Here is a 25,904-nt window from a genome sequence, read left to right as displayed (position 1 = left end):
TGGTCTTTTCTGCTTCACTGAGCCCCCGCTATTTTCTCTAAGTGATGCAAATGCATCACGAAAAGAGTCATTGTATTTTACGGTTGTCTCAATTGCAACTCGACAAAATATCTTGAATTCAGCCTAGTAAATTGAAAATTAACAGATAGTTCTGGTGTTGCCTTGGTAGCGTGTTCAAAATCCATAATTTGTGGAAAATTTTTTCTAAAAATATTCGTTCTACGGTATTGCATTTTCGTTTTTGTTTTGATTCAATGTGAGCCATTGGTTCATGGTTATTTGCCTCACGTGAGTCAAAAGATTCTTTTGTGAGGTTCTGGCTGCTTGCTGAAGTGAGTGTCAGGTCCGTGAGCAAAGACTCGGGGTTGTCCGGAAGAAGCGTTAAAGCGCTCATGAGGCAGCCCGATTGGCAAGGGCGCAGTAACAACGATGGGGGCGGCACTTTCTATGCACGAGAAGCAAGATAGCGGCGGGCAGGGCGCTTACGTCCTGGAAATGCGCGGCATCACCAAGGCCTTTCCGGGCGTACTGGCTCTGGACAAGGTGAACCTGAAAGTCAGGCCGGGTTCGGTGCATGTGTTGGTCGGCGAAAATGGTGCCGGCAAATCGACGCTGATGAAGGTCTTGAGCGGCGAGCACGCGATCGACTCGGGCGAGATCTGGTTCAAGGGCGAGAAGCTCGACCACCAGGACACCAAGGCCGCGCTTGAGATGGGCATCTCCATGATCCATCAGGAGCTGAGCCCCGTCCTCGACATGACCATCGCCGAGAACATCTACCTCGGGCGCGAACCGATCATCGACGGCAATCCGCTGTTGTCGCCGTTCAAGACCTTCGTCGACTTCAACCGCATGTACCGCGAGACGCAGGCTCTGCTCGACAAACTCGGCCTCAAGTACAACCCGCGCATGCAGATGCGCGAACTCTCGATCGCCGCCATGCAGTTGATCGAGATCACCAAGGCCATCTCGCGCCAGGCCTCGCTCGTCATCATGGACGAACCGACCTCGGCGATCAGCGACACCGAAGTCGCCATGCTCTTCAAGCAGATCGACGATCTCAAGAAGAACGGCGTCGCGATCATCTACATCACGCACAAGATGGACGAGATCTTCCAGATCGCCGACGACATCACCATTATCCGCGACGGCCAGTACGTCGACTCGAACGTCGCCGCTGCCTACGACGAGAACAAGCTCATCTCGCTGATGGTCGGGCGCACCATCTCCAACATCTTCCCCAAGGAACATGCCGAGATCGGCGAGACCGTCCTCGAACTCAAGAACGTCACGCGTTACGGTGTCTTCAAGGACGTCAGCTTCTCTGTGCGCAAGGGCGAGATCCTCGGACTGTCGGGCCTCGTCGGTGCCGGGCGCACCGAAGTCGCGCGCGCCATCTTCGGCCTCGACCCGATCGACGAAGGCGAAATCCGCCTCGAAGGCCAGCCGATCAAGCTCAAGACCTCGTCCGATGCCATCAGCCACGGCATCGCCATGGTCTCGGAAGACCGCAAGGCAGAAGGGCTGGTGCTCTGCCGCTCGGTCAAGGAAAACATCTCGCTCGCCAACCTCAAGAAGTTTGCCCCCGGTCTGCTGCTCGATTCCGGCAAGGAGCAAACGGAAGGGATGCGCATGCGCGAGATGCTGCGCATCAAGACACCGAGCCTGATGACCGCCGCAGGCAATCTCTCCGGCGGCAACCAGCAGAAGATCGTCATCGCCAAATGGCTGCTCGGCGATCTCAAAGTCCTGATCCTCGACGAACCGACACGTGGCATCGACGTCGGCTCCAAATCCGAAATTCACAAACTGATGACCCAGTTCGCGCAGCAGGGGCTGGCGATCATCATGATCTCGTCCGAACTCCCGGAAATCCTTGGGATGAGCGACCGGGTCATCGTCATGCACGAAGGCGTTGTGCGCGGCGAGATCGAGCGCAAGGACGCTTCACAGGAAAACATCATGGCCTTGGCCACGGGAGGAAAGCAATGAGCAGCATGGCACAAACGACACCGGTCGCCGACAAGTCGGCATTCGCCAAGATCCGCGAGATGGGGTTTGCCGAGATTTACCGGCGCTACGGGACGATCCTCATCTTTGTCGGTATTTTTATCCTCGCCTCGCTGGTTAGCCCGACCTTCCTCACCGAAGGCAACCTGACCAACGTGCTGCGCCAGGTCGTCGTTGTCAGCCTCTTGGCCTGCGGCGTCACCTTCATCATCATCCTCGGCCACATCGACGTCTCGCTCGGCTCGGTGCTGGCGTTGACCGGAACGATCGCGGCGAGCGTCATGTCGATGACGCAGAGCTTGCCGCTGGCGCTTGCCGCAGGCGTCGGGCTCGGGATGGTCACCGGACTGATCAACGGCTTCGTCATCACCTACTTCCGCATCCCGGCCTTCATCATGACGCTGGCCATGACGACCGTGGCGCGTGGCGCGGTGCTGCTCTACACGGGTGGAGTGCCTGTCACCAACCTTGGCGACTTCAAGGTCATCGGCCAGGGTTCGCTCGGCATCATCCCGGTTTCGGTGGTGATCCTGTTCTTCGTCATCGGCGCGACCTGGGTCCTGCTCAACAAGACGAAGTTCGGGCGCTACGTCTATGCCGTCGGTGGCAACCCGAAGGCGGCCATCGCTTCCGGCATCAACGCTGACCGCGTGGTGATCAAGGCCTTCATTCTCAATGGCGTGCTCTGTGCCGTGGCCGGCATCGTCTATATGTCGCGCATCAACTCCGGACAACCGGCCGGCGGGCTCTCCTACGAGTTCGACGCAATTACCGCGGTCGTCGTCGGCGGCACCAGCCTGATGGGCGGTACGGGAACGATCACCGGCACCATCGTCGGCGCGCTGATCATCGGCGTCATCAACAACATCCTCAATCTGCTCAACGTCAGCTCCTACTGGCAGCAGATCATCAAGGGTTTGATCATCGCCGTCGCTGTCATCCTCGACGTCAAGACCAAGACGGCGAGAACGAAGAAAAAGGCATAAGTGGAAAGAAGCGTGCAGGGAAGAACGTAGCAATCGCAATCACTACAAGGAGGGCGCCATCAAAACCGAAGAAGTTGCAGCAAGTGTTTCATGTTGAACAGGCAGTGGTAGTCAAACAACAGGTCTTATTCACGCCCTGAAAAGGCGAAAACCACAGATGAGGATTCAATGATGAAAAAACTGACCAATTTGATCATGTCGTGTGCTGTTGCCCTGACCGTTATCCCGGGGAGCGCGATGGCTGCGAAATTCGTGGTTGGCTACACGAACCTGGCCGATACCGACGTCTTCACAATGAGCCGCAAGACGGCCTTCATCGAAGCGGCGAAGGGCGACCCGAACATCGACATTCGCTTCACCGATGCCAACGGCGACATCAGCAAGCAACTCGACCAGATCGACAACTACATCGCGCAGAAGGTCAATGCCATCATCGTCGTTCCGGTCGACTACCAGGGCATCGTCCCCGGCGTTGAAAAGGCTAACAAGGCGGGCATCCCCGTCATCGCGCTCGGAATCGAATCGGCCGGCGGCAAGTACACCTTTGTCGGCTCGAAGAATATCGATGCCGGTCGTCTGCAAGGCGAGTTCATGAAGGCCAAGTTGCCGAAGGACGCCAAAATTCTCTATCTCCAGGGGACGCCTGGCCTCTACCACTCGCAAGAGCGTCTGCAGGGCTTTACCGAAGCGTGCCTGAAGGCACGGCCTGACGTGAAGGTTCTGGCCAACCTGACCGGTAACTATGACCGCGCCGAAGGCATGAAAGTGACCGAGGACTGGGTGCAGAGTTTCAAGCAGTTCGACGCGATCATCGCAGCGAATGACCAGATGGCGCTCGGCGCATTGCAAGCCCTGAAAACGTCGAACCGCCTCAAAGGCGTGATGATCTCCGGCATCGACGGCACGGGTGACGCGCTCAAGGCGATCAAGGACGGCGAGATGTCGCAGTCGATCTTCCAGAACGCCCGCGGCCAGGCCGAAGGCGCCTACGCTGTCGTCAAGACGATCATGTCGGGCCAGCCAGCGCCGGATGAACTGTTGATTCCGTTCGAGTCGATCGTTGCTGAGAACGTCGACAAGTACATGAAGAAGTAAGGATCTGCTGCAACACGCTTGACCAATCCGCGTCGCACCGGACTTCGTCTGGCAACCGACCGGCTTCTGATGGAGCAGCGAATATCCATCAGGAGCCGTCGGCAGCACCGAAGCGAGGCGGCGGGTGGTGTGAATGATCAAGGCGCTTCACGCGGAGAAGCCAAAGAACACGAAGACTGGGTTGAGTCGTTCCGGAATTTCCGAGAGATCGGAGCCCCGGGCAGGGGACGCCTGCGCCCAGTGTTTGAGATGAATTGAAAAACTGAAACGTAAGGGAAGACCACCATGACTCTGAGAATCGGCGTAATCGGCTGCGGCGCCATCGGCCAGGATCACGCGCTGCGCATCACGCGCAAGCTGACCGGCGGGCGCATCGTCGCGCTTAACGACATCAACAAGGAACAGACCGAAGCTTTTGCCAAGGCGGCGGGACTCGACGCCAAGGTCTATGCGAACCCGCATGACCTGATCCAGGCCAACGACGTCGATGCGATCCTCGTCGCCTCGTGGGGGCCTTCGCACGAAGAGTTCGTGCTCGCCTCGATCGCGGCCGGCAAGCCGGTCTTTTGCGAAAAACCGCTGGCAACGACAGCAGCCGCCGGCCTGCGCATCGTCGAAGCGGAAGTGAAGCACGGCAAGAAGCTCGTGCAGGTCGGCTTCATGCGCCGCTACGACGCCGGCTACCGCGCGCTCAAGAAAACGCTCGACGCCGGTACGATCGGCGACGCGCTGATGGTGCACTGCACGCACCGCAATCCGTCGGTTCCCGAGATCTACACCGGTGACATGAACATCACCGACACCCACGTGCACGAGATCGACGTTCTGCGTTGGCTGCTCGATGACGACTACGTTACGGCGCAGGTGATCGAAGGACGCAAGACGCGCAATGCGCACGCCGGCCTGCACGACCCGATCATGGTCCTGCTGGAAACACGCAAGGGTATTCGCATCGACACCGAGATCTTCGTCGCCTGCCGCTTCGGTTACGACATCCAGTGCCAGGTCGTCGGTGAGATCGGTACGGCGAATCTGCCCGACCCGGCGAGCGTTCCATTGCGCCTCGCTGGTCGCGCATCAACCGAAATCCTCATGGACTGGAAGCTGCGCTTCATCGACTCGTACGACGTCGAACTGCAGGAATGGATCGACTCGACGCTACGCGGCGAAGTCAACGGCCCGACCGCGTGGGACGGTTATTTCGCGTCGGCGACCGCCGAAGCCTGCGTCGAAGCGCGCGTCAGCAAGAGCATCGCGCCGGTGCGCATCGCGGAGCGTCCGGCGTTCTACGGCCGGTAACTGGATTGTGGCCCGGCGGCTGTGAGCTAGCGGCCGTCGGTGGCGCGTGGCGAAGACAGAGAGAGCATCGCGACGCGTCCTTGGCTGAAGGTGTTTTTCAGTGTCTCTCCTTAATCGGAGTTCGGCGCGGTTCGCCGGAATGACGAACCGCGCCACCTTTTTCCCGAATGAGGAACAGCTGTGGCCGATGTTCGCCCGGACATCGGAGGCATTGAAGTTGAACAAATGGATAGTGAAAGGATCGCGCCATGAAAATCGCCCTGGACCCCTACATGCACCGCCATCTTGATCTGCCGGGCATTTGCCGGCTGACGAAAGAGCTTGGCTACGACTACATCGAACTCTCCCCGCGTGCCGACTTCCTCGAATGGTGGTCGATGCCGCGCGTCTACCCGGAACGCATCGCCGCCTTCAAGGAAGCGCTGAAGGAGTACAACGTCGGCCTCGCCACCTTGCAACCGATGTACCGCTGGGCCAGCCCGCTCGAAGACGAACGCCAGATCGCCATGCGCTACTGGAAGAAGGCGATCGAAGTCGCCGTCGAAATGGGCTGCGACACGATGATCTCCGAGTTCGGCCGCGGCGGCTCAGCGGAAAGAACGGTGGGCAACCCCATCAACAACAAGGAATCCTGCGAAGCTGCCTGGTGGCGTTCGATGGACGAACTCGTCCCGATCTTCGAGAAGGAAGGCATCGTCCTCTCGGTCGAACCGCACCCGGAAGACTGGGTCGAGACCTTCCACCCGGCGGTCGACATCATCCGCAGCATAGGCTCCAAGTTCGTCAAGATGTCCTACATCGCCCCGCACACCTTCTACTACGGGGATGACATGGCCGCCATGCTGAAGGAAGCTGCCCCGGTCCTGCATCACGTGCGGGTGGCCGACACCTACAACCACAAGGCCTCGTCGCAACTCAGGTATATCGTCAATCCACCGGGTTCCAACGTGCGTGTGCACCAGCACCTCGACATCGGCCAGGGCGAAATCAATTGGGATCTGTTCTTCAAATCCCTAAGCGAGATCAAGTTCGACGGCGTGCTCTCCTCCTGCGTCTTCGCCTGGGAGGACCGCGCCGAGGACTCCTCGCGCTTCATGCGCACGGAGATTCAGCGCTACCTCGACAAGTATCGCAGCTAGGTGGCGGGCAAGGCGAAGGCAGCAGAGAAGCGTCGATGAACTCCACGATTATTCAGCAAGCGTCGTTTTGCGCGAGCGGCTTCACGAAACTGCTCGCCACACAATCCGGTGCCAAGGGCGCGAGTGGCGAAAGTGACGATTTGCAGGCCCTACGAGCGTGGTTGGTGCAGTATTCGGCGAATCCATCGACGCTCGCCTGCTATCGCCGCGAGGCCGAGCGCCTGCTCTTCTGGGCCTTGCTTGATCGCCAGAAGCCGATTTCCTCGCTCACCGCCGAGGACATGGCGGCGTATCCGTCCTTCCTCGCCAATCCGATGCCCTGCACGCTATGGGTTACCGAGCGCGGGCGGCGGGTCGCCCGCGACAGCCAGGGTTGGCGTCCGTTTGCCGGACCTTTGTCGCCGAACAGCGTTCAGCAATCGCTCGCCGTTGTCAACCGCCTGTTCGCCTGGTTGTCGGACACCGGCTATTTGTCGCGGAACCCGATGCGCGATCCGGCCGAGGCTGCAGGATCACCATCGGTGCTCGCCGTCGAACTGATGCGGGAGGATTTTCTGCGCATCATCAAGGTCGTCACCCGCGCTCATCCCGCTGCGACGGATCGTGAACGCGAACGGATTGAGCGGTCGCGCTGGCTGTTCTCACTGATGCATTACGGTGGGCTGCGCATTCCCGAGATCGCTCGGCACACGATGGGCGTTTTTCGTGTACGCCCACTCGGCGATTCGGGTGAGTGGTGGATGGTGCTTGACGAAAGCCGGGGCGTCAGGCGCCGCAAGCCGGCATCGCCCGAGCTTATGAAGGCGCTGATTCGCTACCGAATGTCGATCGGCCTGACGCCACTACCCGATACGCACGAATCGACACCGCTGGTGCTGCCGATTGGCGGGCGCCACGAGCATCTCAAGCCACGGGTTCTGCATGAAATCGTGAAGACGCTGTTCGACGCTGCGGCGCGTTTTGCTGACGAAGTGGCAATGGCCGGCTCCGGCATTGATGACGGCACACGATTGAACTGCGGCGGCGGACGACGGTTGCGGCAACTCGCCGAGGCGTTTTGCCTGGCGGAAGCCGACGAGTCTGCGATCGCCGCCGCCTCGTGTGATGAAGTCGATGCCATGGCGCTTGCGATAGCGGGTGCCGAACAGCGTATCGATTGTTCTGCGCATGAGTTGCGCGTCCTCGCGCCGACCGCAGTGCCTCGATGCGCCGACGCACGTCCAAGGTGTCGGTCGGATGGGTACCGGTTCGAAACGAAGGCCGGATGTGGCTGTAAACCATTCAGTGGTGAGGGGTGCGGGGGCAGAACTGCGCACGAAAGAAGCGAAGGAAAACGATACGAATGAAATTTCCCCGGATCTTGCCGCCTGATCCGTCCTGTTTTGGCTAAATCGCAGCAACTCTTTCTCGGAGAACCAACATGAAACTCGCAATCTGCACCGACGTCTATGGCAACCTTCCGTTTCCGGAAATGCTCGACAAGGTCAAGTCACAAGGCATCACTGGCGTCGAAATGACCGCTGGCGGCTGGGGCGGCTGCCCGCACGTACCGACTCAGGCACTACTCGCCGATCCCGCCAAGCTCACTGCTTTCAAGGCCGAGTTGGTCAAGCGCGGCATGGAAATTGCCGCCCTCAACTGCTCTGGTAACCCGCTCTGCCCGGGCGAGATGGGCGAGAAGCACACGAAGTCGACCTACGACACGGTGGTTCTGGCCGGCAAGCTTGGCGTCAAGAAGATCGTCATGATGTCCGGCTGCCCGGCCGGCGCACCTGGCGACAAGACGCCGAACTGGATTACCTCGACCGTATCCTGGCCCGATTACATGGCCCCGGCACTCGAATACCAGTGGAACGAAGTCGCCATCCCTTGGTGGAAGAAATTCGTTGAGCACTGCAAGGCGCACGGCGTCGAACAGATCGCCATCGAGGAATTCCCCTGCATGCTCGTCTACAACCCCGAGACGCTGTGGAAACTGCGCAACGCCGTCGATTCCATCGTCGGCATCAACCTCGATCCGTCGCACCTGATGGCGATGGGCGCCGACCCGATCGCCTCGGCACGTGCCTTGAAGGGCGCCATCTTCCACATCCACGGCAAGGACGCCCGTATCGAACGTGGCCTGGCCGACGTCAATGGCCTGCTCGAAACCAAGCCGGTCACCGACAGCGAAAACCGGACCTGGAACTACGTCGCCGTCGGCTGCGGCAAGGATCTGCAGTGGTGGAAGGAGTTCTTCTCGGTGGTCGGCATGATGGGTTACCAAGGCTGGGTCTCGCTTGAGATGGAAGACCTGACCATGTCGGTCGATGCGGGCGTGACGACCTCGATCGCTGCGTTGAAGCAAACGATCAGCCAGTAACGCCTGACAGGCTCATGGTCTCCGGCAGGCGTGGAGCTTGCCGGCCGAACCAGTGATTCGAAAGGGAACCTCGCCATGTACAAGTTTCTGATCACCATCCAGTTGCAGCCCGGCACTCGCGACCGGATTCTCGAGGCGGCGGCGTCCGTCCAGAAACAGACGCGCGCTGAGCCGGGTTGCATTGCCTACGACTTCTTCACCTGCACCGATGACCCAGACCTGCTCGTGTTCATCGAGTGCTTCCAGTCGAAGGAAGCGCATGAGCAGCATTGCGCGCAGGAATACACCAAGCGCTTCATCGCCTTCCATGAGCAATTCCACCGTTCGCTGACCTTCGAGATCGTCCATGTGGCGCAGCCGACTTGACGAAAATTCGTCAAGATTTTGATGGCATATCGGCGTGAGCGGTCTAGTCTGGTTCGGCTGCTATTTCCTCTCGACCAACCCAGGAGCAATCCCATGAAGAAAACCCTGATCGCCGCACTTTTGGCGACGCTTGCGGCGAGTCCCGCCGCGTATGCCGAGAAGATCGGCGTCACCATCGCCAACTCGAATCCCTGGCTGACGCTGGTGCGTAACGGCATGCAGGCGAAGGTGAAGACGATGAAGGGTGTCGATGCGCAGTTCGAAGACGCGCAGGACGACATCGGCCGCCAGCTTAACCACATCCAGAACTTCATCGCCCAGAAGGTCGATGCCATCGTCGTCGTCACCGTTGACTCGCAGGCGACGCCGAAGATGACCAAGATGGCGACAGACGCGGGCATCCCCCTCGTTTACGTCAACCATCCGCCCGGGGACAAGACGCTCCCGGCGAAGGTTTCGTTTGTCGGCTCCAACGAAGTCGACTCAGGAACGATGCAGACTAAGGAAGTCTGCCGGTTGCTCAAGGGCAAGGGCGACATCCTGCTGATCATCGGCGACCTGTCGAACGAGTCGGCGCTGCAGCGCACGGAGGACGTCAAGGACGTCATCGCCAAGCCGCCGTGCGACGGCATGAAGATCGTCGACGCGCAGGCGGCAACGTGGAGTCGCACGCAGGCGGCCGATTTGATGAACAACTGGCTGTCGGCCGGCCTCAAGTTCGACGCCGTGATCTCGAACAACGACGAAATGGCGATCGGTGCCATCCAGTCGCTGAAGGCCGCCGGCAAGATGAAGAAGGACACGATCGTCGCCGGTATCGACGCCACGCGTGACGCGCTGGCGAGCATGAAGGCCGGCGAACTCAAGGTTACCGTCTTCCAGGATGCCTACGGGCAGGGCGGCGGCGGCATCGAGGCGGCGGTGAAGATGGCGCGCGGCGAGAAGGTGCCGGCGAACGTCTGGATTCCGTTCGAACTCGTGACGCCGGCGAACGTGGATAAGTATCTGTCGAAGAACTGATCGCCGTCGCAACAGGCCGTCATGTCACTCAGGCCCGGCGCCGCCGCCCCGCGGGAATTCCGCGCGACGCGGGCGTCGGGCCTTTCCTTGTGCGGTCGGCAGGGCAGTCCTCCTGTTATCATTCGGCGCTGGCTGCGCCGCGTCGCTGGGCAGCGAAGATAACCTGAAAAACAAGGATAAGAGGCATGCCGCGCAACCGCCCCCCGCTCAAGGACATCATGCGTCTCACCGGTTTGAGCCGCGCGACCGTCGACCGCGCCTTGAACGCGCGCGACGGTGTGCGGCCGGCGACCTTGGCGGCCATTGAAGCAGCGGTGGCGAGCCTGCAGCAGGCGGAAGCGAGCGGGACTCCCGCGGTCACAAGAACGTCGTCGCGGCCGAAAAACTTCAAGTTCGTCATTCAGGCTGATGACGAGTTTACCCAGTCGATCATCGAGCAGACGGCGATTCTCGGCCCGGTCTTCGCAGCCAAGGGCTGCCAGCTTGAGGTGATCCCGTTTTCCAATCGCGGCGCTGACCTGGTTGCCCCCGTTATCGCCGAACAGGCGTTGTCCGACGGGGTGGCAATTCTCGTCGAGAACTCGTTCGCTGTCTCGCGCGTTACGTCGGCGCTCAAGGCGCGCGGGGTGCCGGTCGTCGCGACGAACACCGACATCGATCTCGCGGCACGCCACGCATTTGTCGGCATCGACAACCGGGCCGCAGGGCAGACGGCCGGTTTCATGATGGGACGCCATCTGTGCAACCAGCCGAGCGCGAACGTTGCCGTCGTCGTCGAGACGCTTTCGTTCCGTTGCCATGAGGAGCGCGAGATGGGGTTCCGTGCGGTGATCCGGCAGCGCTTTCCGTCGATCAACATCATCGACGTTGTGCGCTGGGACAGCAGTCGTCACGGCACCTACGAATCGGCAAAGAGCCTGCTCAAGGACTGGCCGGAGATCGACGGCATCTACAACACTTCCGGCGGCAACCACGGTCTTGCGCAGGCGCTGGAAGAGAGCGGCCGTCTCGGCAAGACGTTGTTCATCGCGCACGAAATCAACCCGGTGACCGAGCCGCTGGTCCGCGCGGACGCGCTTGACTACCTGATCACGCAGAACCTCAAGGCGCTACTCACTGGCACCGTCGATGAACTGCTGCTTGTCGCCACCGGTGGCCAGCCGAGTCCGAACCGCATGCTGCGCCCGGAGCTGCTGTGCAAATACACCTTGCCGCTCTGGGTTGAGTAGCGCAGTACTCCGAGTTCGCGTTACCGCCCCGGCAGCGCCAGATACAAGGCGAGCGGGACGAAGACGAGCGAGGCGATGTTGCCGCAGACCACGATAGCGGCGACGAGCGCCGGCTCCTGGCGGTACTTCTCGGCGAGCACGTAGTTGAGCACGGCGGGCGGCAACGCGCCGTAGAGCAGCAGGATGCCTTGCATCGGTTCGCTGAGCGGGAGGATGCGGGTGAGCGGCCAGGCGACAAGCAAGCCGGCGATCGGGCAGAGCAGTGCGCCGACAAGGCCGATGCGCCAGCGGTCGATGTGAAAGCTGGCGAATCCGACGCCAAGCGAGAACAGCCCGAGCGGGATCGCACTTTCGCCGAGCATACGGGCGCTGATGCCGAGCCACGGCGGCAGGGCAAGCCCGAACAGGCTCATCAGGAGCCCGGCCAACATCGCCCACAACATCGGCCCGCGCAGGATGCCGCCGAGTCGTGCCTTCGGGTCGAAGATGCGGATGCCGACGGTGAAATGGCCGAGGCTGAAGACGATGAACAGGGCGACCGCGGCTGGCAAAAGGTCGGCGCCGAAGGCGAACAGCGTGAGCGGAAAGCCCATGTTCGAGGTGTTCGTGAATACGACCGGAGGTATGAAAGCGTGCGGGTTGTAGCCTAGCAGGCGTGCGACGAGCCAGCCTGCCAGGCCCGAGCCGAGCATGACGAAAAGACCGCAAGCGATCAACGGCAGATAACGGACGAGATCGAAGTCTTTCGACGCCATCGAGGAGAACACGAGCAGCGGTGTCAGGAGATCGACGTTCAGCTGATTGATCGCTGACATGTCCGGCTTGCGCAGCCGGCCATAGACGTAGCCAATCGCCGCGATCAGCAGGACAGGCGTGATGATGCCGACGATGCGTAGCGCGGTTTCCACTCGAGGATTTTCGTAGATGGCCCCGGACGGTGCCGGGGCCGTTGATCAACGATAGCGGTTGATCAGGTCGCGCGTCTCGACGGCGGCCTTGCGCGCGGCGGCGGCGAAGTTCTCGTCCTTGCCGGCGTAGAGGATGGCGCGCGAGGAGTTGATCATCAGGCCCGTCTTGGCAACCGTCTTGCCCGCGTTCAGCGTCGCCTCCACGTCGCCGCCCTGCGCGCCGATGCCCGGTACCAGCAGCGGCATATCGCCGACGATCTCGCGCACGCGGGCGATCTCGCCGGGGAAGGTGGCGCCGACGACGAGCGCGCATTGGCCGGTGGTGTTCCACTGGGTGGCGACGAGTTCGGCGACGTGCTCATACAGCTTCTTGCCGCCAACGTCGAGAAACTGCAGGTCGCTGCCGCCGGGATTGGACGTGCGGCAGAGCAGAATGACGCCCTTGTCGGCGTAGGCGAGGTAGGGCTCGACCGAATCCTTGCCCATGTACGGATTGACCGTCAGCGCGTCGGCCTGGTAGCGCTCAAAAGCTTCGATCGCATATTGCTCGGCGGTGCTGCCGATGTCGCCGCGCTTGGCATCGAGAATGACCGGAATTCCGGGATGCGCGGTGTGGATGTACGCAATCAGATCCTGCAGCTGGTCTTCCGCACGGTTGGCGGCGAAGTAGGCGATCTGCGGCTTGAAGCAGCAGGCAAGGTCGGCGGTGGCGTCGGAGATCGACTTGCAGAACTCGAAGATCGTGTCCGGCCGGTCCTTGAGATGCGCCGGGAACTTGGCGGGGTCGGGGTCGAGGCCGACGCAGAGCAGCGAGTTGTTCTTCGCCCAGGCTGCGGTGAGCGATTCGATGAACGTCATGCCTTGCCTCCCCAGGAATCCTTGAGCGTCACGGCGCGGTTGAACACCGGGGCGCCGGCCTGGGTGTCGACGCGGTCGGCGACGAAGTAGCCGTGACGTTCGAACTGGAAGCGCTGTTCGGGTTTCGCGTCCTTGAGGGCCGGTTCGAGCTGCGCGGTGATGACCTTGACGCTGTCCGGATTGAGGTCGTCGAGGAAGTTGCGCTCCAAGCCTTCCGCGTCGCCCTCGCGCCGGTTGCCCGGTGCCGGGTAGGCGAACAGGCGGTCGTACAGGCGCACTTCGGCGGCGTAGGCGTGGGCGGCGGAGACCCAGTGCAGGTTGCCCTTGACCTTGACGCTGTCCGCACCCGGTGTGCCGCTCTTGGTGTCGGGCAGGTATTCGCAATGCACGGCAATAACGCTGCCAGTCTTTTCGTCTTTTTCGCAGCCGATGCATTTGACGACGTAGCCGTGGCGCAGGCGCGCCATGTTGCCGGGGAACAGGCGGCGATAGCCCTTGCTCGGTACCTCCATGAAGTCTTCACGCTCGATCCACAGTTCGCGCGCGAACGGCATGATGCGCGTACCGAGTTCGGGCTTGAACGGGTGGTTATGCACGACGCAGTCTTCGCTATGGCCTTCAGGGTAGTTGTCGATGATCAGCTTCAGCGGGTCGAGCACGGCAAAGCGGCGTTCGTCGGACTCGTTCATCACCTCGCGCATGCAGTCTTCGAACAGCACGTAGTCGATCAGCGAATCGGCCTTGGAGACGCCGATGCGTTCGGCGAAGAGGTGGAAGCCCTCCGGCGCGTAGCCGCGGCGGCGTGCGCCAACGAGCGTCGGCATGCGCGGGTCGTCCCAGCCGTTGACGTGTTTCTCCTCGACGAGCTGGATCAGCTTGCGCTTGGAGAGGATGACGTAGGTGAGATTCAGTCGCGAGAACTCGATCTGCTGCGGCACCGGGCGCTGCAGCAGGCCGCCCTCGGCGAGGTGGTCGAGCAGCCAGTCGTAGAACGGGCGCTGGTCCTCGAATTCGAGCGTGCAGATCGAATGCGTGATGTTCTCCAGCGCGTCCTCGATCGGATGCGCGAAGGTGTACATCGGGTAGACGCACCACTTGTCGCCGGTGTTGTGGTGCGTGGCGTGGCGGATGCGGTAGATCGCCGGGTCGCGCAGGTTGATGTTCGGCGAGGCCATGTCGATCCTGGCGCGCAGGATCAGCGCGCCGTCGGGGAATTCGCCGGATTGCATGCGCCGGAAGAGCTGCATGTTCTCTTCCGGTGTACGGTTGCGGTAGGGCGAGTCCTTGCCCGGCTCGGTCAGCGTGCCGCGGTTGGCGCGCATTTCCTCGGCGCTCTGGCTGTCGACGTAGGCGAGGCCGGCCTCGATCAGGTATTCGGCGCTGGCGATCATCCAGTCGAAGTAGTCGGAGGCGTAGTAGAGGTTGTCTTCCTTGTCGTCCTTCCACGCGAAGCCGAGCCAATGCACGGCGTCGACGATGGAGTCGACGTATTCCTTCTCTTCCTTCTCCGGATTCGTATCGTCGAAGCGCAGGTGACAGCGGCCGCCGTAGTCGCGGGCGAGGCCGAAGTTCAGGCAGATCGACTTGGCGTGGCCGAAGTGCAGGTAGCCGTTCGGCTCCGGCGGAAAGCGCGTGCGAATCTTCGCCGGATCGAGCGGGCCGGCAAGCTGCTGCTCGGCGAGGCCGGGCTGGCCCGACCAGCGGCGCTGGGCGTGCTTGCCGGCGGCGAGTTCGGCGTCGATGATGTTGCGGATGAAGTTGGTCGGCGCGGCCGGGGCTTTGGCGGCGTCTGCGGGGGCGGTCTTGTTGTCGTTGGTGGCGTTGCTCACGGCGCTGTCCTAGGTTCCAGAAGAGCGCCATTTTAACCGGAGGATGCGCTAAAGCAGAGCGCTTGCCGGCCGAAAACCAGAGATTTGCCGGCATTTGTGCGGGCTGCGGCGGCTGCGTTTCCGCTGCATCGGAATCTTGCGATTCATCGGTCATTTCCTGTTGCGCCATCGGGGCAACGCACGCTACGCTCTGTCGTGCAAGCACGCGAGAAACGGAGGCGTTCTCGGCGTTTGAATGTCTATCAGGAGAGAGTTCGACCGTGACGACCGAGAAACGCAGCGCAGCGGGCGAAACCGCGTACGCGCAAACGGATGATGTGGACGGCTTTCCGGTCAAGGAGGCCATCCGTCGACTGGGGGCCACCGAGGATATCCGCGCCTACGTGTATCGAACGCTGATCGACATCATGCCGGATCGCATCTACGCCAAGGATCGGCAAAGCCGTTTCATCCTTGCCAATCGCTCCGTTGCGCGGTTGATGGGCGAGCGCGGCCCTGAAGATCTGATCGGCAAGACCGACTTCGACTTCTATCCGCCGGAAATGGCGGCTGAGTACATCGCGGTCGAACGCGACATCTTCCAGACCGGCGAGCCGCTGATCGCCATCGAGCAGTTCGTCCCGAACCTGCCCAACGGCGAACCGGAATGGTTGCAGACGACCAAGGTGCCGCTGCGCGACTTTGAGGGCGAGGTCATCGGTCTCGTCGGCATTGCGCGCGACGTGACGCAGCGCAAACTGCGCGAGGAAGAGTGCCGGCGACAGCGTGAAGAACTCGCGGAAAGCAACGCGAAACTGAGTTTCGCCTACGAGCAGCTCTTGCGTTTCGAGCAACTGGCGGGCGTGGGGCACCTGGCCGCCGGCGTCGCCAACGAGATCAGCGAACCGCTGGGGAAAGTGCTCAATGCCTTCAGCGCGATCGAAGCGCGGCTCGATGAAGTCGGCGCGATGCTGAGGACATTGGCCGCGGCGTCTGCGCAGGAGTGCAAGGCACCCGAGGTACCACACGCGCTGCGCAACCTCTGCGCAAAGGCCGATCTGGGCGATCTGCTGAGTGAGACGCGGGGCGGCCTGGCGCGCGTGAGCAAGATCGTCCAGGACCTCCGGGAGTTTTTCGACACGAATACCGCCGCCGAGCCGGGCGAGATGGATCTCAATCACGCAATTGATTCGGCGCTCAACATCCTCGCCCGGGAGATTCGGCAAAAGGCCGACGTGGTGACCGAGTTCGGTGATGTGCCTGTCGTGGCGTGCGTCGTCTCGCAGATCCATCAGGTGATCGTCAATCTGCTGACCAATGCGGCGCAGGCGATCGGCGAAGCGCGAGGCACGATCACGGTGCGTACCGGGATGGAAGGTGACGACGTGTGGTTTGAAGTGAGCGATACCGGTTCGGGCATCGCGCCGGAAGTGCTGGAGCGGCTCTTCGAACCGTTCTTTACGACCCGGCCCGCGGGTCAGGGCGCAGGCCTCGGTTTGCCGCTCAGCAACGGCATCGTCCAGCGCCATCGGGGGCGAATCGAAGTCGAGAGCGAGGTCGGGCGGGGAAGCGTCTTCCGCGTCTATCTGCCGGTTGGAAAAGCCAGAAACTGAGAGATTTTCCCGCGCTTGCCGGCGAGCGCGGGCGGCGGCTGCTAGACTCTCTGGTCTTTCCTGTTGCCGTGCCTCGCCCCATGTCCGATTCTGCAAAGACCCTGCCGCTGTCTTCTACCGCCGCCTCACGTACCGGGCTCGCCTATGCGCTGCTGGCCTTCGTCATGTGGGGGCTCTTTCCGCTCTACTTTCATGCCCTGGCCGATGTGCCGTCGATCGAAGTGCTCGCCCATCGCGTCATTTGGTCGGCGCTCCTGCTGATCGGCTGGGCGGCATGGCGCGGTCGTCTCGGGCCGATTTTTGCCGAATTCGGCAAACCGCGTCGCATGGGCTTCTATGCATTGACGACGGTACTCATCTCGGCCAACTGGTGGATCTTCATCTGGGCGATCCAGAACGGGCGCGTGCTCGAAGGCAGCCTTGGTTACTACATCAACCCGCTGGTGAACGTACTGCTCGGCGTCGTCTTCCTGCATGAGCGCCTGAATCCCCGCCAGTGGCTGGCGATCGCCATCGCCGCCGGCGCCGTGCTCTGGCTGGTGGCGATGAAAGGCGTCGTGCCCTGGGTCTCGCTCAGCCTCGCGCTGTCGTTCGGCAGCTACGGCCTGATCCGCAAGATGGCCGGCTTCGACGCGATGCTCGGCCTGACCGTCGAAACCCTGCTGCTCGCACCGCTGGCGCTGGCCGGCATGGCGTGGTGGATGAGCACCGGGCAGGCGGCCATGGGGCGCCTCGGCCTGACGACCGACCTGCTGCTGCTCGTCGCCGGCGTCGTCACCGTCGCGCCGCTCCTGTGCTTTCTCGAAGCCGGCCTGCGCCTGAAACTGGCGACGCTCGGCATCGTCCAGTACATCACGCCGACCATGCAGTTCCTGATCGGCGTCTTCGTCTTCCACGAACACTTCGACCACGAGCGCGGCATCACCTTCGTCCTGATCTGGGTCGCTTTGGTTATCTATACGCTCGATGCCTTGAGGCAACATCGTATGCGCCCGAGCGCCGGCGAGGCGGAGTAGGGCGGGCCAGCCTTAAGCGCGCGCGTCGACGTAAACCCAGGCCGTGCGGCCTGACGCCAGCGGCGCGGCGACGCGCTTGTAGTCGGCCACCTCGTACTTGTCGGCGTTCGCCAGTTCCTCGTCGCTGATCTCGAACACCATCCCGGCGACGCGGTCGGTCGCGATGCCGGTCTGGCGCACGATCGGGTGATGCGTCTTGCCGCTCGTCTTCACCACTTCGGCGTCCTCGATCTTGACCATCGACCGGGCAAACCCCACCAGCGCATCCGCCGCACCGCGCAGCTCGCGGCCAAAGGTCGCCAGTTGCACGTCGCGCTGCTGCAGCGTGCCGTAGGAAAAGAGGAGCTGGGTCATCGAGTAGCCTCCGTGAGGTCTGCGAATCAGGCGTTCACCACGCCAAGAATATGGTGGTGCAGCATCTCCAGCGCCCGCTCGTTCTCGAAGCCGGTGGGCACGATGAGATCGGCCCAGCGCTTGCTCGGCTCGACGAACTCCAGGTGCATCGGACGGACGGATTCCAGATATTGCTCGATGACGCTTTCCAGCGTGCGACCGCGCTCCACCGTGTCACGCTGGATACGCCGCAGGATGCGGATGTCCGCGTCGGTGTCGACGAAGATCTTTACATCCAGCTGATCGCGCAGCTCGGGCAAGGCAAAGAGCAACAGCCCCTCCAGCACGACCACGCGCCCCGGCAATACCGGCTCGCTCCAGCCCGTGCGGTCGCTGATCGAGAAATCATAGACCGGCTTCCTGATCGCTTGCCCGCGCTTGAGCGTCGCCAGATGCGTCGCCATCAGTTCGAGGTCGAACGCATGCGGATGGTCCCAGTTGATCGGCCGCCCGCCGAACCGCCCGCGCACCACCTCCAGCGGCGCATAGTAAGCGTCCATGTCGAGCAGCAACGTTTCAACCTGCGCCTGACCAAGACGCCGAATCAGCTCATGCGCGATGGACGTCTTGCCGCTCCCGCTCCCGCCCACAATCCCGATGAGCAACGCCTCTTTTAACGGGTTTAACGGGGACAGACCACGTTTTTTCATCGCTCAAACATCTCCGGCAAAGGTTCGTCATCCTGTTTGCGTGGCCCCCCCGGCCTGCCGCACGTATTCCTTGAGGCAAGCCAGGTAGATGGCGTAGTCGTCATCGGCGAAGAAACACACCCGCCGGTTGTTGCCGCGCTGAATGACGTGCATCGGTACGTTCGGCAACGTCAATCGAGCGCGACGCGGCATGAGAGCCCCTGAGTCGGAACGGGACATGGCGAAGTAGACTACCAGAAAACGTGGTCTGTCCCCCATGGCAGTTCCCCCGTCCCCCATGGCAGTCCGCCATGGCAGTTCCCCCCACGCAGGGCGCCAGATGCTTGAGCGCGCGGCGCAGACTTTCGTCGCTGATGATCTGCGTCATGCCCAGGATCTCGGGCGCGACGCCATCACCGCGCAGTCCAGTGATGTGTGCATAGCGGCGCTGTCCATCAAGGATCGATAGCAGCCAGGTGCCCAGAACATCACGCACGTCGGGCGCATTGTTGCTGGTGTAGCTCATGGGACAACCGACGACCCACCGCTCGAACAATCCACTGACGTCGAGAAACTCGGCAAAGAACGCCAATTGCCCAAGCGCACTGGCGTTGCCGTTCTCATCCCAACGTACTTGAAACCGACCGCCGGGCGTAATGACGCGTAGATCGCCGCTTCCTCGCTCGGCAAGCGCGCTATCCACCGCTTCGGCCATCGCCGTTTGCTCAAATGTCATTTCACCCATCGGGTGTTTCTCCATGTCCATTGCAAACCCTTGCCACAGCAAAGTTTGCACGGGTTTCGAGGCGGCCAGCTGAGGAAAATAGGATGATGACATTCTGCAAATCCAGACTTGCCTGAAGCCGGGCACTGCGCGGCTTGGCCGCACCGGCCGCGCTCGTTTTGAGGCGGCGGGCGATCGGTTTATAGTTACGCCTATGTCACTCAAGATCGCAATCGCCCAAATAAACGCCACCGTCGGTGATCTCGCCGGCAACGCCGCGCGTATCCTCGACTTTGCCCAACGCGCCCAGGCGCAAGGCGCCGACCTCGTTCTGACGCCGGAACTCGCGCTCTGCGGCTATCCGCCGGAAGACCTGCTGTTCCGGGAAGATTTCTACGAGGCCTGCGAGCGCGAACTCGAGGCGCTGGCCGCACAACTCACCGGGATTTCGCTCCTTGTCGGGCATCCGGTCGCGCGCGACGGCAACTGCTACAACGCCGCCACGCTGGTCAGCAACGGCGTGCGCGTCGCGACTTACCACAAGCAGCGCCTGCCCAACTACGAGGTGTTCGACGAAGAGCGCTACTTCGAGTCGGGTGATGCGCCGTGCGTCGTGACGATCAAGGGCGTGCGCTGCGGCATCAACATCTGCGCCGACGTCTGGGAAGCCGGCGCCGCCGATCTGGCGCGCGACGCCGGGGCCGAGATTCTCCTGGTGCTCAACGCGTCGCCCTATCACATCGGCAAGCAGGAACTGCGCGCCCGCGTCCTGCGCGAGCGCATCGCCGCCACGGGCCTGCCCGTCGTCTATGCCAACCTCGTTGGCGGGCAGGATGAACTGGTGTTCGACGGCGGCTCGTTCGCGCTCGATTCGAAAGGCGAGATTCGCTGCCAGCTGCCGAAGTTCGACGAGGCGCTCGCGCTCGTCGACATCGCCGCCGGCGAACCGCTGCCCGGCGACGTCGCCGCCGAGTGCGCGGTCGAGGAAGAGGTCTACCGGGCGCTTGTGCTCGGCGTGCGCGACTACATCGGCAAGAACGGTTTTCCCGGCGCGATCATCGGATTGTCGGGCGGGATCGACTCGGCCCTGACGCTGTGCGTGGCGGTCGATGCACTTGGCGCCGACAAGGTGCGTGCGGTGATGATGCCATCGCCGTACACCGCAGAAATCAGCCTTGCCGATTCGCGCCAGATGATCCGCCTGCTCGGCGTGCGCTACGACGAAATCGCCATCGAGCCGGCGATGCAGACCTTCGCCGCGATGCTCGAAAAGGAATTCGCCGGCCTTCCCGCCGATACGACCGAGGAAAATCTGCAGGCGCGCATCCGCGGCATGATCCTCATGGCGCTCTCCAACAAGAGCGGTTCGCTGGTGCTGACGACGGGCAACAAGTCCGAGATGGCCGTCGGTTATTGCACGCTCTACGGCGACATGGCGGGCGGCTTCGCGGTGATCAAGGACATCGCCAAAACGCTCGTGTACCGGATCTCGAACTGGCGCAACACGGTGTCGCGCGTGATTCCCGAGCGCATCATCACGCGTCCGCCGTCGGCCGAGCTCAAGCCGGGGCAGACCGACCAGGACAGCCTGCCGCCGTACGAAGTGCTCGACGCGATCGTCGAGGGCTACATGGAGCAGGACCTCAGCCCGCGCGAGATCATCGCCAAGGGCTACGCCGAAGCCGACGTGCGGCGTGTCGTCCGCTTGCTCAAGATCAGCGAATATAAGCGACGCCAGGCACCGGTCGGCATTCGCGTAACCCAGCGCGGTTTCGGTAAAGACTGGCGCTATCCGATCACCAACCGCTACCGCGACCCCTTTTGAGTTGTAACGAGTAAGTCATTCCAGACCAAGACTAAATTCACCTGCCGTTTTCAAGACCCTCCGGAGCTCTAGCAATGAAGAAGATCGAAGCCATCATCAAACCCTTCAAACTCGATGAAGTACGCGAGGCCTTGTCGGACATCGGCGTTTCCGGCCTGACCGTCACGGAAGTGAAGGGCTTCGGTCGGCAAAAGGGGCACACCGAGCTCTATCGCGGCGCCGAGTACGTCGTTGATTTCCTCCCCAAGGTGAAGATCGAGATCGTCGTCGCCGACGACGCGGTCGAAGGCGCGATCGACTCGATCGTCAAGGCGGCGCGGACCGGCAAGATCGGCGACGGCAAGATCTTCATCTCCAACGTCGAGCAGGTCGTGCGCATCCGCACCGGCGAGACCGGCGAATTGGCGATCTGAGCATAAGGTTTCGCGCACAAACGGCTCGCGCCCAAACGCGAGCCGTTTGCTTTGGTGCGCCCGGCACGGGCGCACTCCTGTGGGTGCAAGTCCCGCCGTAAGTTGATCACAGTGAACGAAGTGAAGCGCAACTGCGTGAGGGTGACCGAGTGTGGGGAGGAAGCGTGGATCGTAATCTGCGGGCAGATGGATAACGGATCGACTGATCCAGCAGCGTCTTCGGACGAAAGTTTCCTGGTTTCAGTTTCTGGGCCGCGCCGAAAGGCGAGATCAAATGCACGGTGGCGGCGAAGCCGCTGGCGACCTACAAGCAGCGGATCAGGCAACTGACCCTGCGCCCAGGCGGTCGCAGCATGGCAGAAGTTGTCGAAAAGCTGCGCCCCTACGTGTTGGGCTGGAAAGCCTGCTTCCGGTTATCGCAAACGCCGAAAGTCCGGCGCACGCTGGACGAATGGATGCGACATCGGTTGCGGGCGATCCAACTCAAGCACTGGAAGCGCGGCACGACAATGTATCGGGAATTGAAAGCCCTCGGTGTGCCGGAAGTTGTGGCGTGCAGGGTGGCTGGAAATGCGCGTAGCTACTGGCGAAACGCCGATCGGCTACTGAAAACGGTACTGACCATTGCCTACTTTGATCGACCCGGAGCTCCTCGTCTCTCATGACCTCAACGTCTCGAACCGCCCGGTGCGGACCCGCATGCCGGGTGGTGTGGCAGGGGCGCAGCCTGGAAGGGCTGCCCCCTATGCCGATCCGGTGGCGCTGCCTGAACGATTACTTGACGCTGTGCTCCTTGATCAAGCCCTCGCGATAAGCGTGCAGCAGCGCCTGCAGCTCATCGATCTGCGCCTGAATCTCGCGTCCACGATCCGTATCGCGCACGCGCATGCGGTAGGAATGCGAGTGGATGACTTCCATTTCGGAATCGATGTCGAGTTCCTCGGAGACCGCCTTCTGCGTTGATTCGAACGGCTGGTGCGCGGCGAGCAGCAAACCGCGCGAGTTCGAGATCAGCGTGTAGCCGGCGATGCCGGTCTGCTTCTGGTAGGCGCGCGAGAAGCCGCCGTCGATAACGATCAGGCGGCCGTTGGCCTTGATCGGGCGCTCGCCTTTGACCACCTTGACCGGTACGTGGCCGTTGACGATGCGGCCGGTGTCCGGATCGAGACCGAATTCCTTGAGGATCTTGCGCGCGGCGTCTTCGGTGTCACGCAGCGCGTAGTAGGCGTTGCGCTTTTCGGCGTGCGTCGCCTTGTCGGCGATGAAGTAGCGCTCGAAGGTCGTCATCTTCTCCTTGCCGAAGAGCGGCGACATCGGCGCGCACCACAGGAACCACATGACGTCCATGCCGTAGCGCTTTTGCTCCGGGTTGTCGGTGGCGAAATAGCCTTGCCGTGCGAGGCGGTCGACGCGGTCGAGGAAGGCCTTGCCGGCGAATGACTTGCCGTCGACGTTGAAGGCGCGGAACTCGGTGTTGTCATCCATCGCGATACAACCGTGGTAGAGCAGGTTGCCGTCGTGCGCGAGGTAGATGCTGCCGGTGGAGAACAGGTAGCGTACGTGCTGCTGCAGCTTCTTGCTGTTGGTGAAGGAGAGCACCAGCCGTTCCATCACGGCCTGTTCTTCCGCCGTCAGTACTTCGGGATTCTTCGGGTCGATGGTCGGGAAGAAGGTGTCAAGCAGCGGGTATTCGTTGCCATTGAGCTTGATCACGCCGCGTTCGTAGTCGATCTTGTCGAGCAGCAGGCGGTCGTCCATCTGGTAGTGCGGCCGGCGTTTGATGACCTGCGCCTCGACCTTGAACTGGATGATCGCCATCGCCTTCTGCATCTGCGCCATCAGGCGGATTTCCTGCGCGGTAAAGCCGCTGTCGGCCGGAACCTTGGGAATGAACAGCTCGCACGGGTCGTCCTTGTAGGTTTCCAGCGCGAACGAGGCGAGCGGCAGGATGCTGATGCCGTAGCCGTTCTCCAGCGTCTCCATGTTGCCGTAGCGCAGGCTGGCGCGGATGACGTTGGCGATGCATGCCTCGCTGCCTGCCGCCGCACCCATCCACAGGATGTCGTGGTTGCCCCACTGGATGTCGACCTGCGGGTGTTCCATCAGCATGTCGAGGATGATGTGCGCACCGGGCCCGCGATCGTAGATGTCGCCGATCACGTGCAGACGCTCGACGGCGAGGTGGCGGATCAACTCGGCGAGGCAGGTGATGAAGGTCAGCGCGCTGCCGGTCGTGACGATGGTGTCGATCTGGCTCTGGTAGTACGCCGCCTTGTGCTCGACGCCTTCCTGATCGTAGAGCAGTTCCTCGATCGTCTCCGAGACGGCGGGTGGCAGGAACTTGCGGATCGCCTCGCGGCGGTACTTTGAACTCAGGCGGCGGCTGAACTTGACCAAGCGCACCAGCGCCAGCCGGCTCCACTCGTCCTTGTCGGGCACGCTGTTCAGCATTAGCGGCGCTTTCAGCTCCGGGTAGTAGATGAGCGTCGCGAGGTTCCGCCGTTCCGACTTCGACATCGAGTTGGAGAACATCTCGTCGATCTTGCGCAGGATCGAGCCGGCACCATTGCGCACCACGTGCTGGAAGGCCTCGTGCTCGCCGTGAATGTCGGAGAGGAAGTGCTCGGTGCCCTTGGGTAATTGCAGCAACGCGGAAAAGTTGATGATCGCCGTCGATGCCGCCTGGATCGACGGGTATTTCTCGGAAAGCAGTTGCAGATACTTCAACGGGTGGGTTTGCATGGAGATCTCGTCTTCGCTAGTTGGGTTATGCCGGCCTGCGTTCGGAAGTGCCGCGCCTCGACGTTGCTCATGGCATCGTCAGCGCGTCGGGTGCAAGTCAAAAAGGTTCTGCTGCTCATCCTGTGGTTCTTATAGTGTTTTGAGCGACCTGCCGGCTTCCGCGATCACCGCCGCCGTCAGCGAGTTGAGGACGGCGGAATCGAGGTTCCAGCAATGCCAGTACAAACTGACCTGCAAGACCGAAGTCGGGGCCAGGTTGATCAAACGCCCCTCTTCGAGCATCGGACGCACGAGAAGTTCAGGCACGACGCTCGCCCCCCAGCCGTCGAGCACCGCGCGCACTTGCCCCTCGGAACTCGGGACGAAGCACTGGTTGAGGTGTACCTGCTTCAAGCGGAAGGTGCGGCTGATGAATTCCGTCTGCAGATCATCCTTCCGGTTGAAGGCGATGAACGGCATCTTGCGGAAACTGTGCTGCGTAAAGCCATCCGGGCAGTATTTCTGGATCGCCTCGCGGCTGGCCACGGCGACATAGTCCATCGCCCCCAGCGAGACGACCTTGCAGCCGCGCAGCGCCTTCTTCAGCGTCGTCACGCAGCCGAGCACCTGGCCTTCGCGCAACCATTCCTGCGTGAAGTCCTGGTCGTCGACGATGATTTCCAGCGGCAGCCCCGACTTGATCAGTCCGGCAAAGGCGGGCAGCGCCCAGGTGGCGATGCTGTCGGCGTTGACCGCGATCGATACGCGGTCCTCGGTCTGCGTCGTACCGGTCGTGCTCGGGCTCAGCTTGCGCAGATCGTGTTCGAGATCGGTGTGCAAAAGGCGCATCTGCATCGTGTGCTTGAGCAGCAGGCGGCCTGCGGGCGTCGGTTTGAGCGGCCGCCCGCGCACGATGAGCACGGTGCCGGTCTGGGTTTCCAGCGTGCGCAGCCGTTGGGAAACGGCGGACTGGGTGATGGAAAGGCGTTTGGCGGCCTTCTCGAAGCCGCCTTCTTCAACAATTGCGGCAAGGCATTCGAGCAGGTCGGGGGTGATCGGGGTCATGAAGCAGTCTCGGAGCGGGGGTGAGAAAGGTGCGAATTTTGTTAAGCAGTACAACTTATTTTTAAGTTATCCTCAGCGCGTTTTTCTGTACTGTACGCGCTGGATTCTGGCTCTTTTGCCGAAAGATATTAGCAAAACTGATCTTTATCAAATAATTTTAATGTCTTTGTGCCTCCCGTGTCGCATGAGAATCAAGCGGCCACGCGGCTTTGAGACCAGGCGGTACTGAAAGTGGGGGCGGGCGGCAAGTTTCTTTAATCGCAAGTAAATGACAACAGGGAGCTTCATATGAATTGGTTAGCAATCTCCGCGGCGACAGACGATTTTTTCTGGAGCCAGATCATGATTTACGGCTGCTTGTTGGCCGGGGTGTATTTCTCGCTGCGGATGAAGTTCCCGCAGGTCCGGCTGATCAAGGACATGGT

Annotated in this window: 23 protein-coding genes; 15 read left to right on the top strand and 8 right to left on the bottom strand. The window is 61.7% G+C overall.

The genetic code is table 11. The features are described 5' to 3' along the window. The first annotated feature begins 447 nt into the window (after window positions 1–447). From KBA32_RS05000 to KBA32_RS04955, 10 genes are all read left to right on the top strand, one after another. Window positions 448–1,992: a sugar ABC transporter ATP-binding protein gene (locus KBA32_RS05000; protein WP_294356107.1), complete on the top strand. Its 1,545-nt coding sequence runs from the start codon at window positions 448–450 to the stop codon at window positions 1,990–1,992. Beyond that, complete coding sequence (locus KBA32_RS04995) at window positions 1,989–2,996, top strand: ABC transporter permease (protein ID WP_294356105.1); 1,008 nt, start codon at window positions 1,989–1,991, stop codon at window positions 2,994–2,996. Before KBA32_RS05000 ends, KBA32_RS04995 begins: the two co-directional genes overlap by 4 nt. 171 nt (window positions 2,997–3,167) lie before the next feature. Next, entirely contained in the window at window positions 3,168–4,091 is a 924-nt protein-coding gene (locus KBA32_RS04990; protein ID WP_294356104.1) for a sugar ABC transporter substrate-binding protein, read from the top strand. A gap of 285 nt (window positions 4,092–4,376) precedes the next feature. Further along, the gene (locus KBA32_RS04985) at window positions 4,377–5,390 is read left to right on the top strand and encodes a Gfo/Idh/MocA family oxidoreductase (RefSeq protein ID WP_294356102.1); all 1,014 of its coding nucleotides are present in this window, start codon (window positions 4,377–4,379) and stop codon (window positions 5,388–5,390) included. A 248-nt stretch (window positions 5,391–5,638) separates the two neighbouring features. Then, complete coding sequence (locus tag KBA32_RS04980; RefSeq protein WP_294356101.1) at window positions 5,639–6,529, top strand: sugar phosphate isomerase/epimerase; 891 nt, start codon at window positions 5,639–5,641, stop codon at window positions 6,527–6,529. 35 nt (window positions 6,530–6,564) lie between these two features. Then, window positions 6,565–7,875 carry a hypothetical protein gene (locus tag KBA32_RS04975; RefSeq protein WP_294356099.1) on the top strand — a complete coding sequence of 437 codons (1,311 nt, stop codon included), beginning with the start codon at window positions 6,565–6,567 and terminating at the stop codon, window positions 7,873–7,875. 74 nt (window positions 7,876–7,949) lie between these two features. After that, entirely contained in the window at window positions 7,950–8,891 is a 942-nt protein-coding gene (locus KBA32_RS04970) for a sugar phosphate isomerase/epimerase (protein ID WP_294356097.1), read from the top strand. Between the two features lie 75 nt (window positions 8,892–8,966). Then, window positions 8,967–9,257, top strand: a complete 291-nt coding sequence (locus tag KBA32_RS04965) for a putative quinol monooxygenase (RefSeq protein WP_294356094.1) — start codon at window positions 8,967–8,969, stop codon at window positions 9,255–9,257. Window positions 9,258–9,350: 93 nt separating this feature from the next. Beyond that, complete coding sequence (locus tag KBA32_RS04960) at window positions 9,351–10,277, top strand: sugar ABC transporter substrate-binding protein (protein ID WP_294356093.1); 927 nt, start codon at window positions 9,351–9,353, stop codon at window positions 10,275–10,277. 185 nt (window positions 10,278–10,462) lie between these two features. Continuing rightward, on the top strand, window positions 10,463–11,506 hold the full coding sequence (locus KBA32_RS04955; protein WP_294356091.1) for a LacI family DNA-binding transcriptional regulator: 1,044 nt from the start codon (window positions 10,463–10,465) through the stop codon (window positions 11,504–11,506). A gap of 20 nt (window positions 11,507–11,526) precedes the next feature. Here the strand turns inward: KBA32_RS04955 and KBA32_RS04950 are convergent, their stop codons facing one another. Genes KBA32_RS04950 through KBA32_RS04940 form a run of 3 tightly spaced genes read right to left on the bottom strand, consistent with a single transcriptional unit; the run spans window position 11,527 to window position 15,101 of the window. Further along, a complete protein-coding gene (locus KBA32_RS04950; RefSeq protein ID WP_294356089.1) occupies window positions 11,527–12,414 on the bottom strand; it encodes an AEC family transporter in 888 nt (295 codons plus the stop codon). 45 nt (window positions 12,415–12,459) lie between these two features. Continuing rightward, window positions 12,460–13,272: an orotidine-5'-phosphate decarboxylase gene (gene pyrF / locus KBA32_RS04945; protein WP_294356087.1), complete on the bottom strand. Its 813-nt coding sequence runs from the start codon at window positions 13,270–13,272 to the stop codon at window positions 12,460–12,462. Next, window positions 13,269–15,101, bottom strand: coding sequence for a glutamine--tRNA ligase/YqeY domain fusion protein (locus KBA32_RS04940; RefSeq protein WP_294356085.1), 1,833 nt, complete (start codon window positions 15,099–15,101; stop codon window positions 13,269–13,271). Before KBA32_RS04940 ends, pyrF begins: the two co-directional genes overlap by 4 nt. Window positions 15,102–15,361: 260 nt before the next feature. Between KBA32_RS04940 and KBA32_RS04935 the strand changes: the two genes are divergently transcribed. Further along, a complete protein-coding gene (locus tag KBA32_RS04935; RefSeq protein ID WP_294356083.1) occupies window positions 15,362–16,693 on the top strand; it encodes an ATP-binding protein in 1,332 nt (443 codons plus the stop codon). 80 nt (window positions 16,694–16,773) lie between these two features. Next, a complete protein-coding gene (rarD, locus tag KBA32_RS04930) occupies window positions 16,774–17,709 on the top strand; it encodes an EamA family transporter RarD (protein WP_294356082.1) in 936 nt (311 codons plus the stop codon). A gap of 12 nt (window positions 17,710–17,721) precedes the next feature. Here the strand turns inward: rarD and KBA32_RS04925 are convergent, their stop codons facing one another. The 3 genes from KBA32_RS04925 to KBA32_RS04915 all read right to left on the bottom strand — a co-directional run bounded on the left by KBA32_RS04925 (window position 17,722) and on the right by KBA32_RS04915 (window position 19,569). Further along, on the bottom strand, window positions 17,722–18,063 hold the full coding sequence (locus tag KBA32_RS04925; protein ID WP_294356080.1) for a gamma-glutamylcyclotransferase family protein: 342 nt from the start codon (window positions 18,061–18,063) through the stop codon (window positions 17,722–17,724). Window positions 18,064–18,089: 26 nt separating this feature from the next. Continuing rightward, on the bottom strand, window positions 18,090–18,752 hold the full coding sequence (gene udk, locus KBA32_RS04920) for a uridine kinase (RefSeq protein ID WP_294356078.1): 663 nt from the start codon (window positions 18,750–18,752) through the stop codon (window positions 18,090–18,092). Window positions 18,753–18,852: 100 nt separating this feature from the next. After that, window positions 18,853–19,569 carry a hypothetical protein gene (locus KBA32_RS04915; protein WP_294356077.1) on the bottom strand — a complete coding sequence of 239 codons (717 nt, stop codon included), beginning with the start codon at window positions 19,567–19,569 and terminating at the stop codon, window positions 18,853–18,855. A gap of 100 nt (window positions 19,570–19,669) precedes the next feature. Between KBA32_RS04915 and KBA32_RS04910 the strand changes: the two genes are divergently transcribed. The 3 genes from KBA32_RS04910 (at window position 19,670) to KBA32_RS04900 (ending at window position 22,358) form a co-directional block, all read left to right on the top strand. Then, the gene (locus KBA32_RS04910; RefSeq protein ID WP_294356075.1) at window positions 19,670–21,280 is read left to right on the top strand and encodes an NAD+ synthase; all 1,611 of its coding nucleotides are present in this window, start codon (window positions 19,670–19,672) and stop codon (window positions 21,278–21,280) included. A gap of 74 nt (window positions 21,281–21,354) precedes the next feature. Beyond that, window positions 21,355–21,693, top strand: a complete 339-nt coding sequence (locus KBA32_RS04905; RefSeq protein WP_294356073.1) for a P-II family nitrogen regulator — start codon at window positions 21,355–21,357, stop codon at window positions 21,691–21,693. Window positions 21,694–21,974: 281 nt separating this feature from the next. Further along, a complete protein-coding gene (locus KBA32_RS04900) occupies window positions 21,975–22,358 on the top strand; it encodes a group II intron maturase-specific domain-containing protein (RefSeq protein WP_294356071.1) in 384 nt (127 codons plus the stop codon). Window positions 22,359–22,467: 109 nt separating this feature from the next. Here the strand turns inward: KBA32_RS04900 and KBA32_RS04895 are convergent, their stop codons facing one another. Beyond that, window positions 22,468–24,435 (bottom strand): fructose-1,6-bisphosphatase, encoded by a 1,968-nt coding sequence (locus KBA32_RS04895; RefSeq protein WP_294356069.1) that lies wholly within the window; start codon window positions 24,433–24,435, stop codon window positions 22,468–22,470. Window positions 24,436–24,564: 129 nt separating this feature from the next. Next, on the bottom strand, window positions 24,565–25,479 hold the full coding sequence (locus KBA32_RS04890) for a LysR family transcriptional regulator ArgP (RefSeq protein WP_294356067.1): 915 nt from the start codon (window positions 25,477–25,479) through the stop codon (window positions 24,565–24,567). Window positions 25,480–25,904 lie beyond the last annotated feature (425 nt).

Origin of the sequence: Propionivibrio sp. (assembly GCF_017995515.1) — a bacterium.
GTDB lineage: Bacteria > Pseudomonadota > Gammaproteobacteria > Burkholderiales > Rhodocyclaceae > Propionivibrio.
The sequence above is the reverse complement of the archived record's forward strand: the minus strand, read 5'-3'. Positions and strand labels throughout refer to the sequence as shown.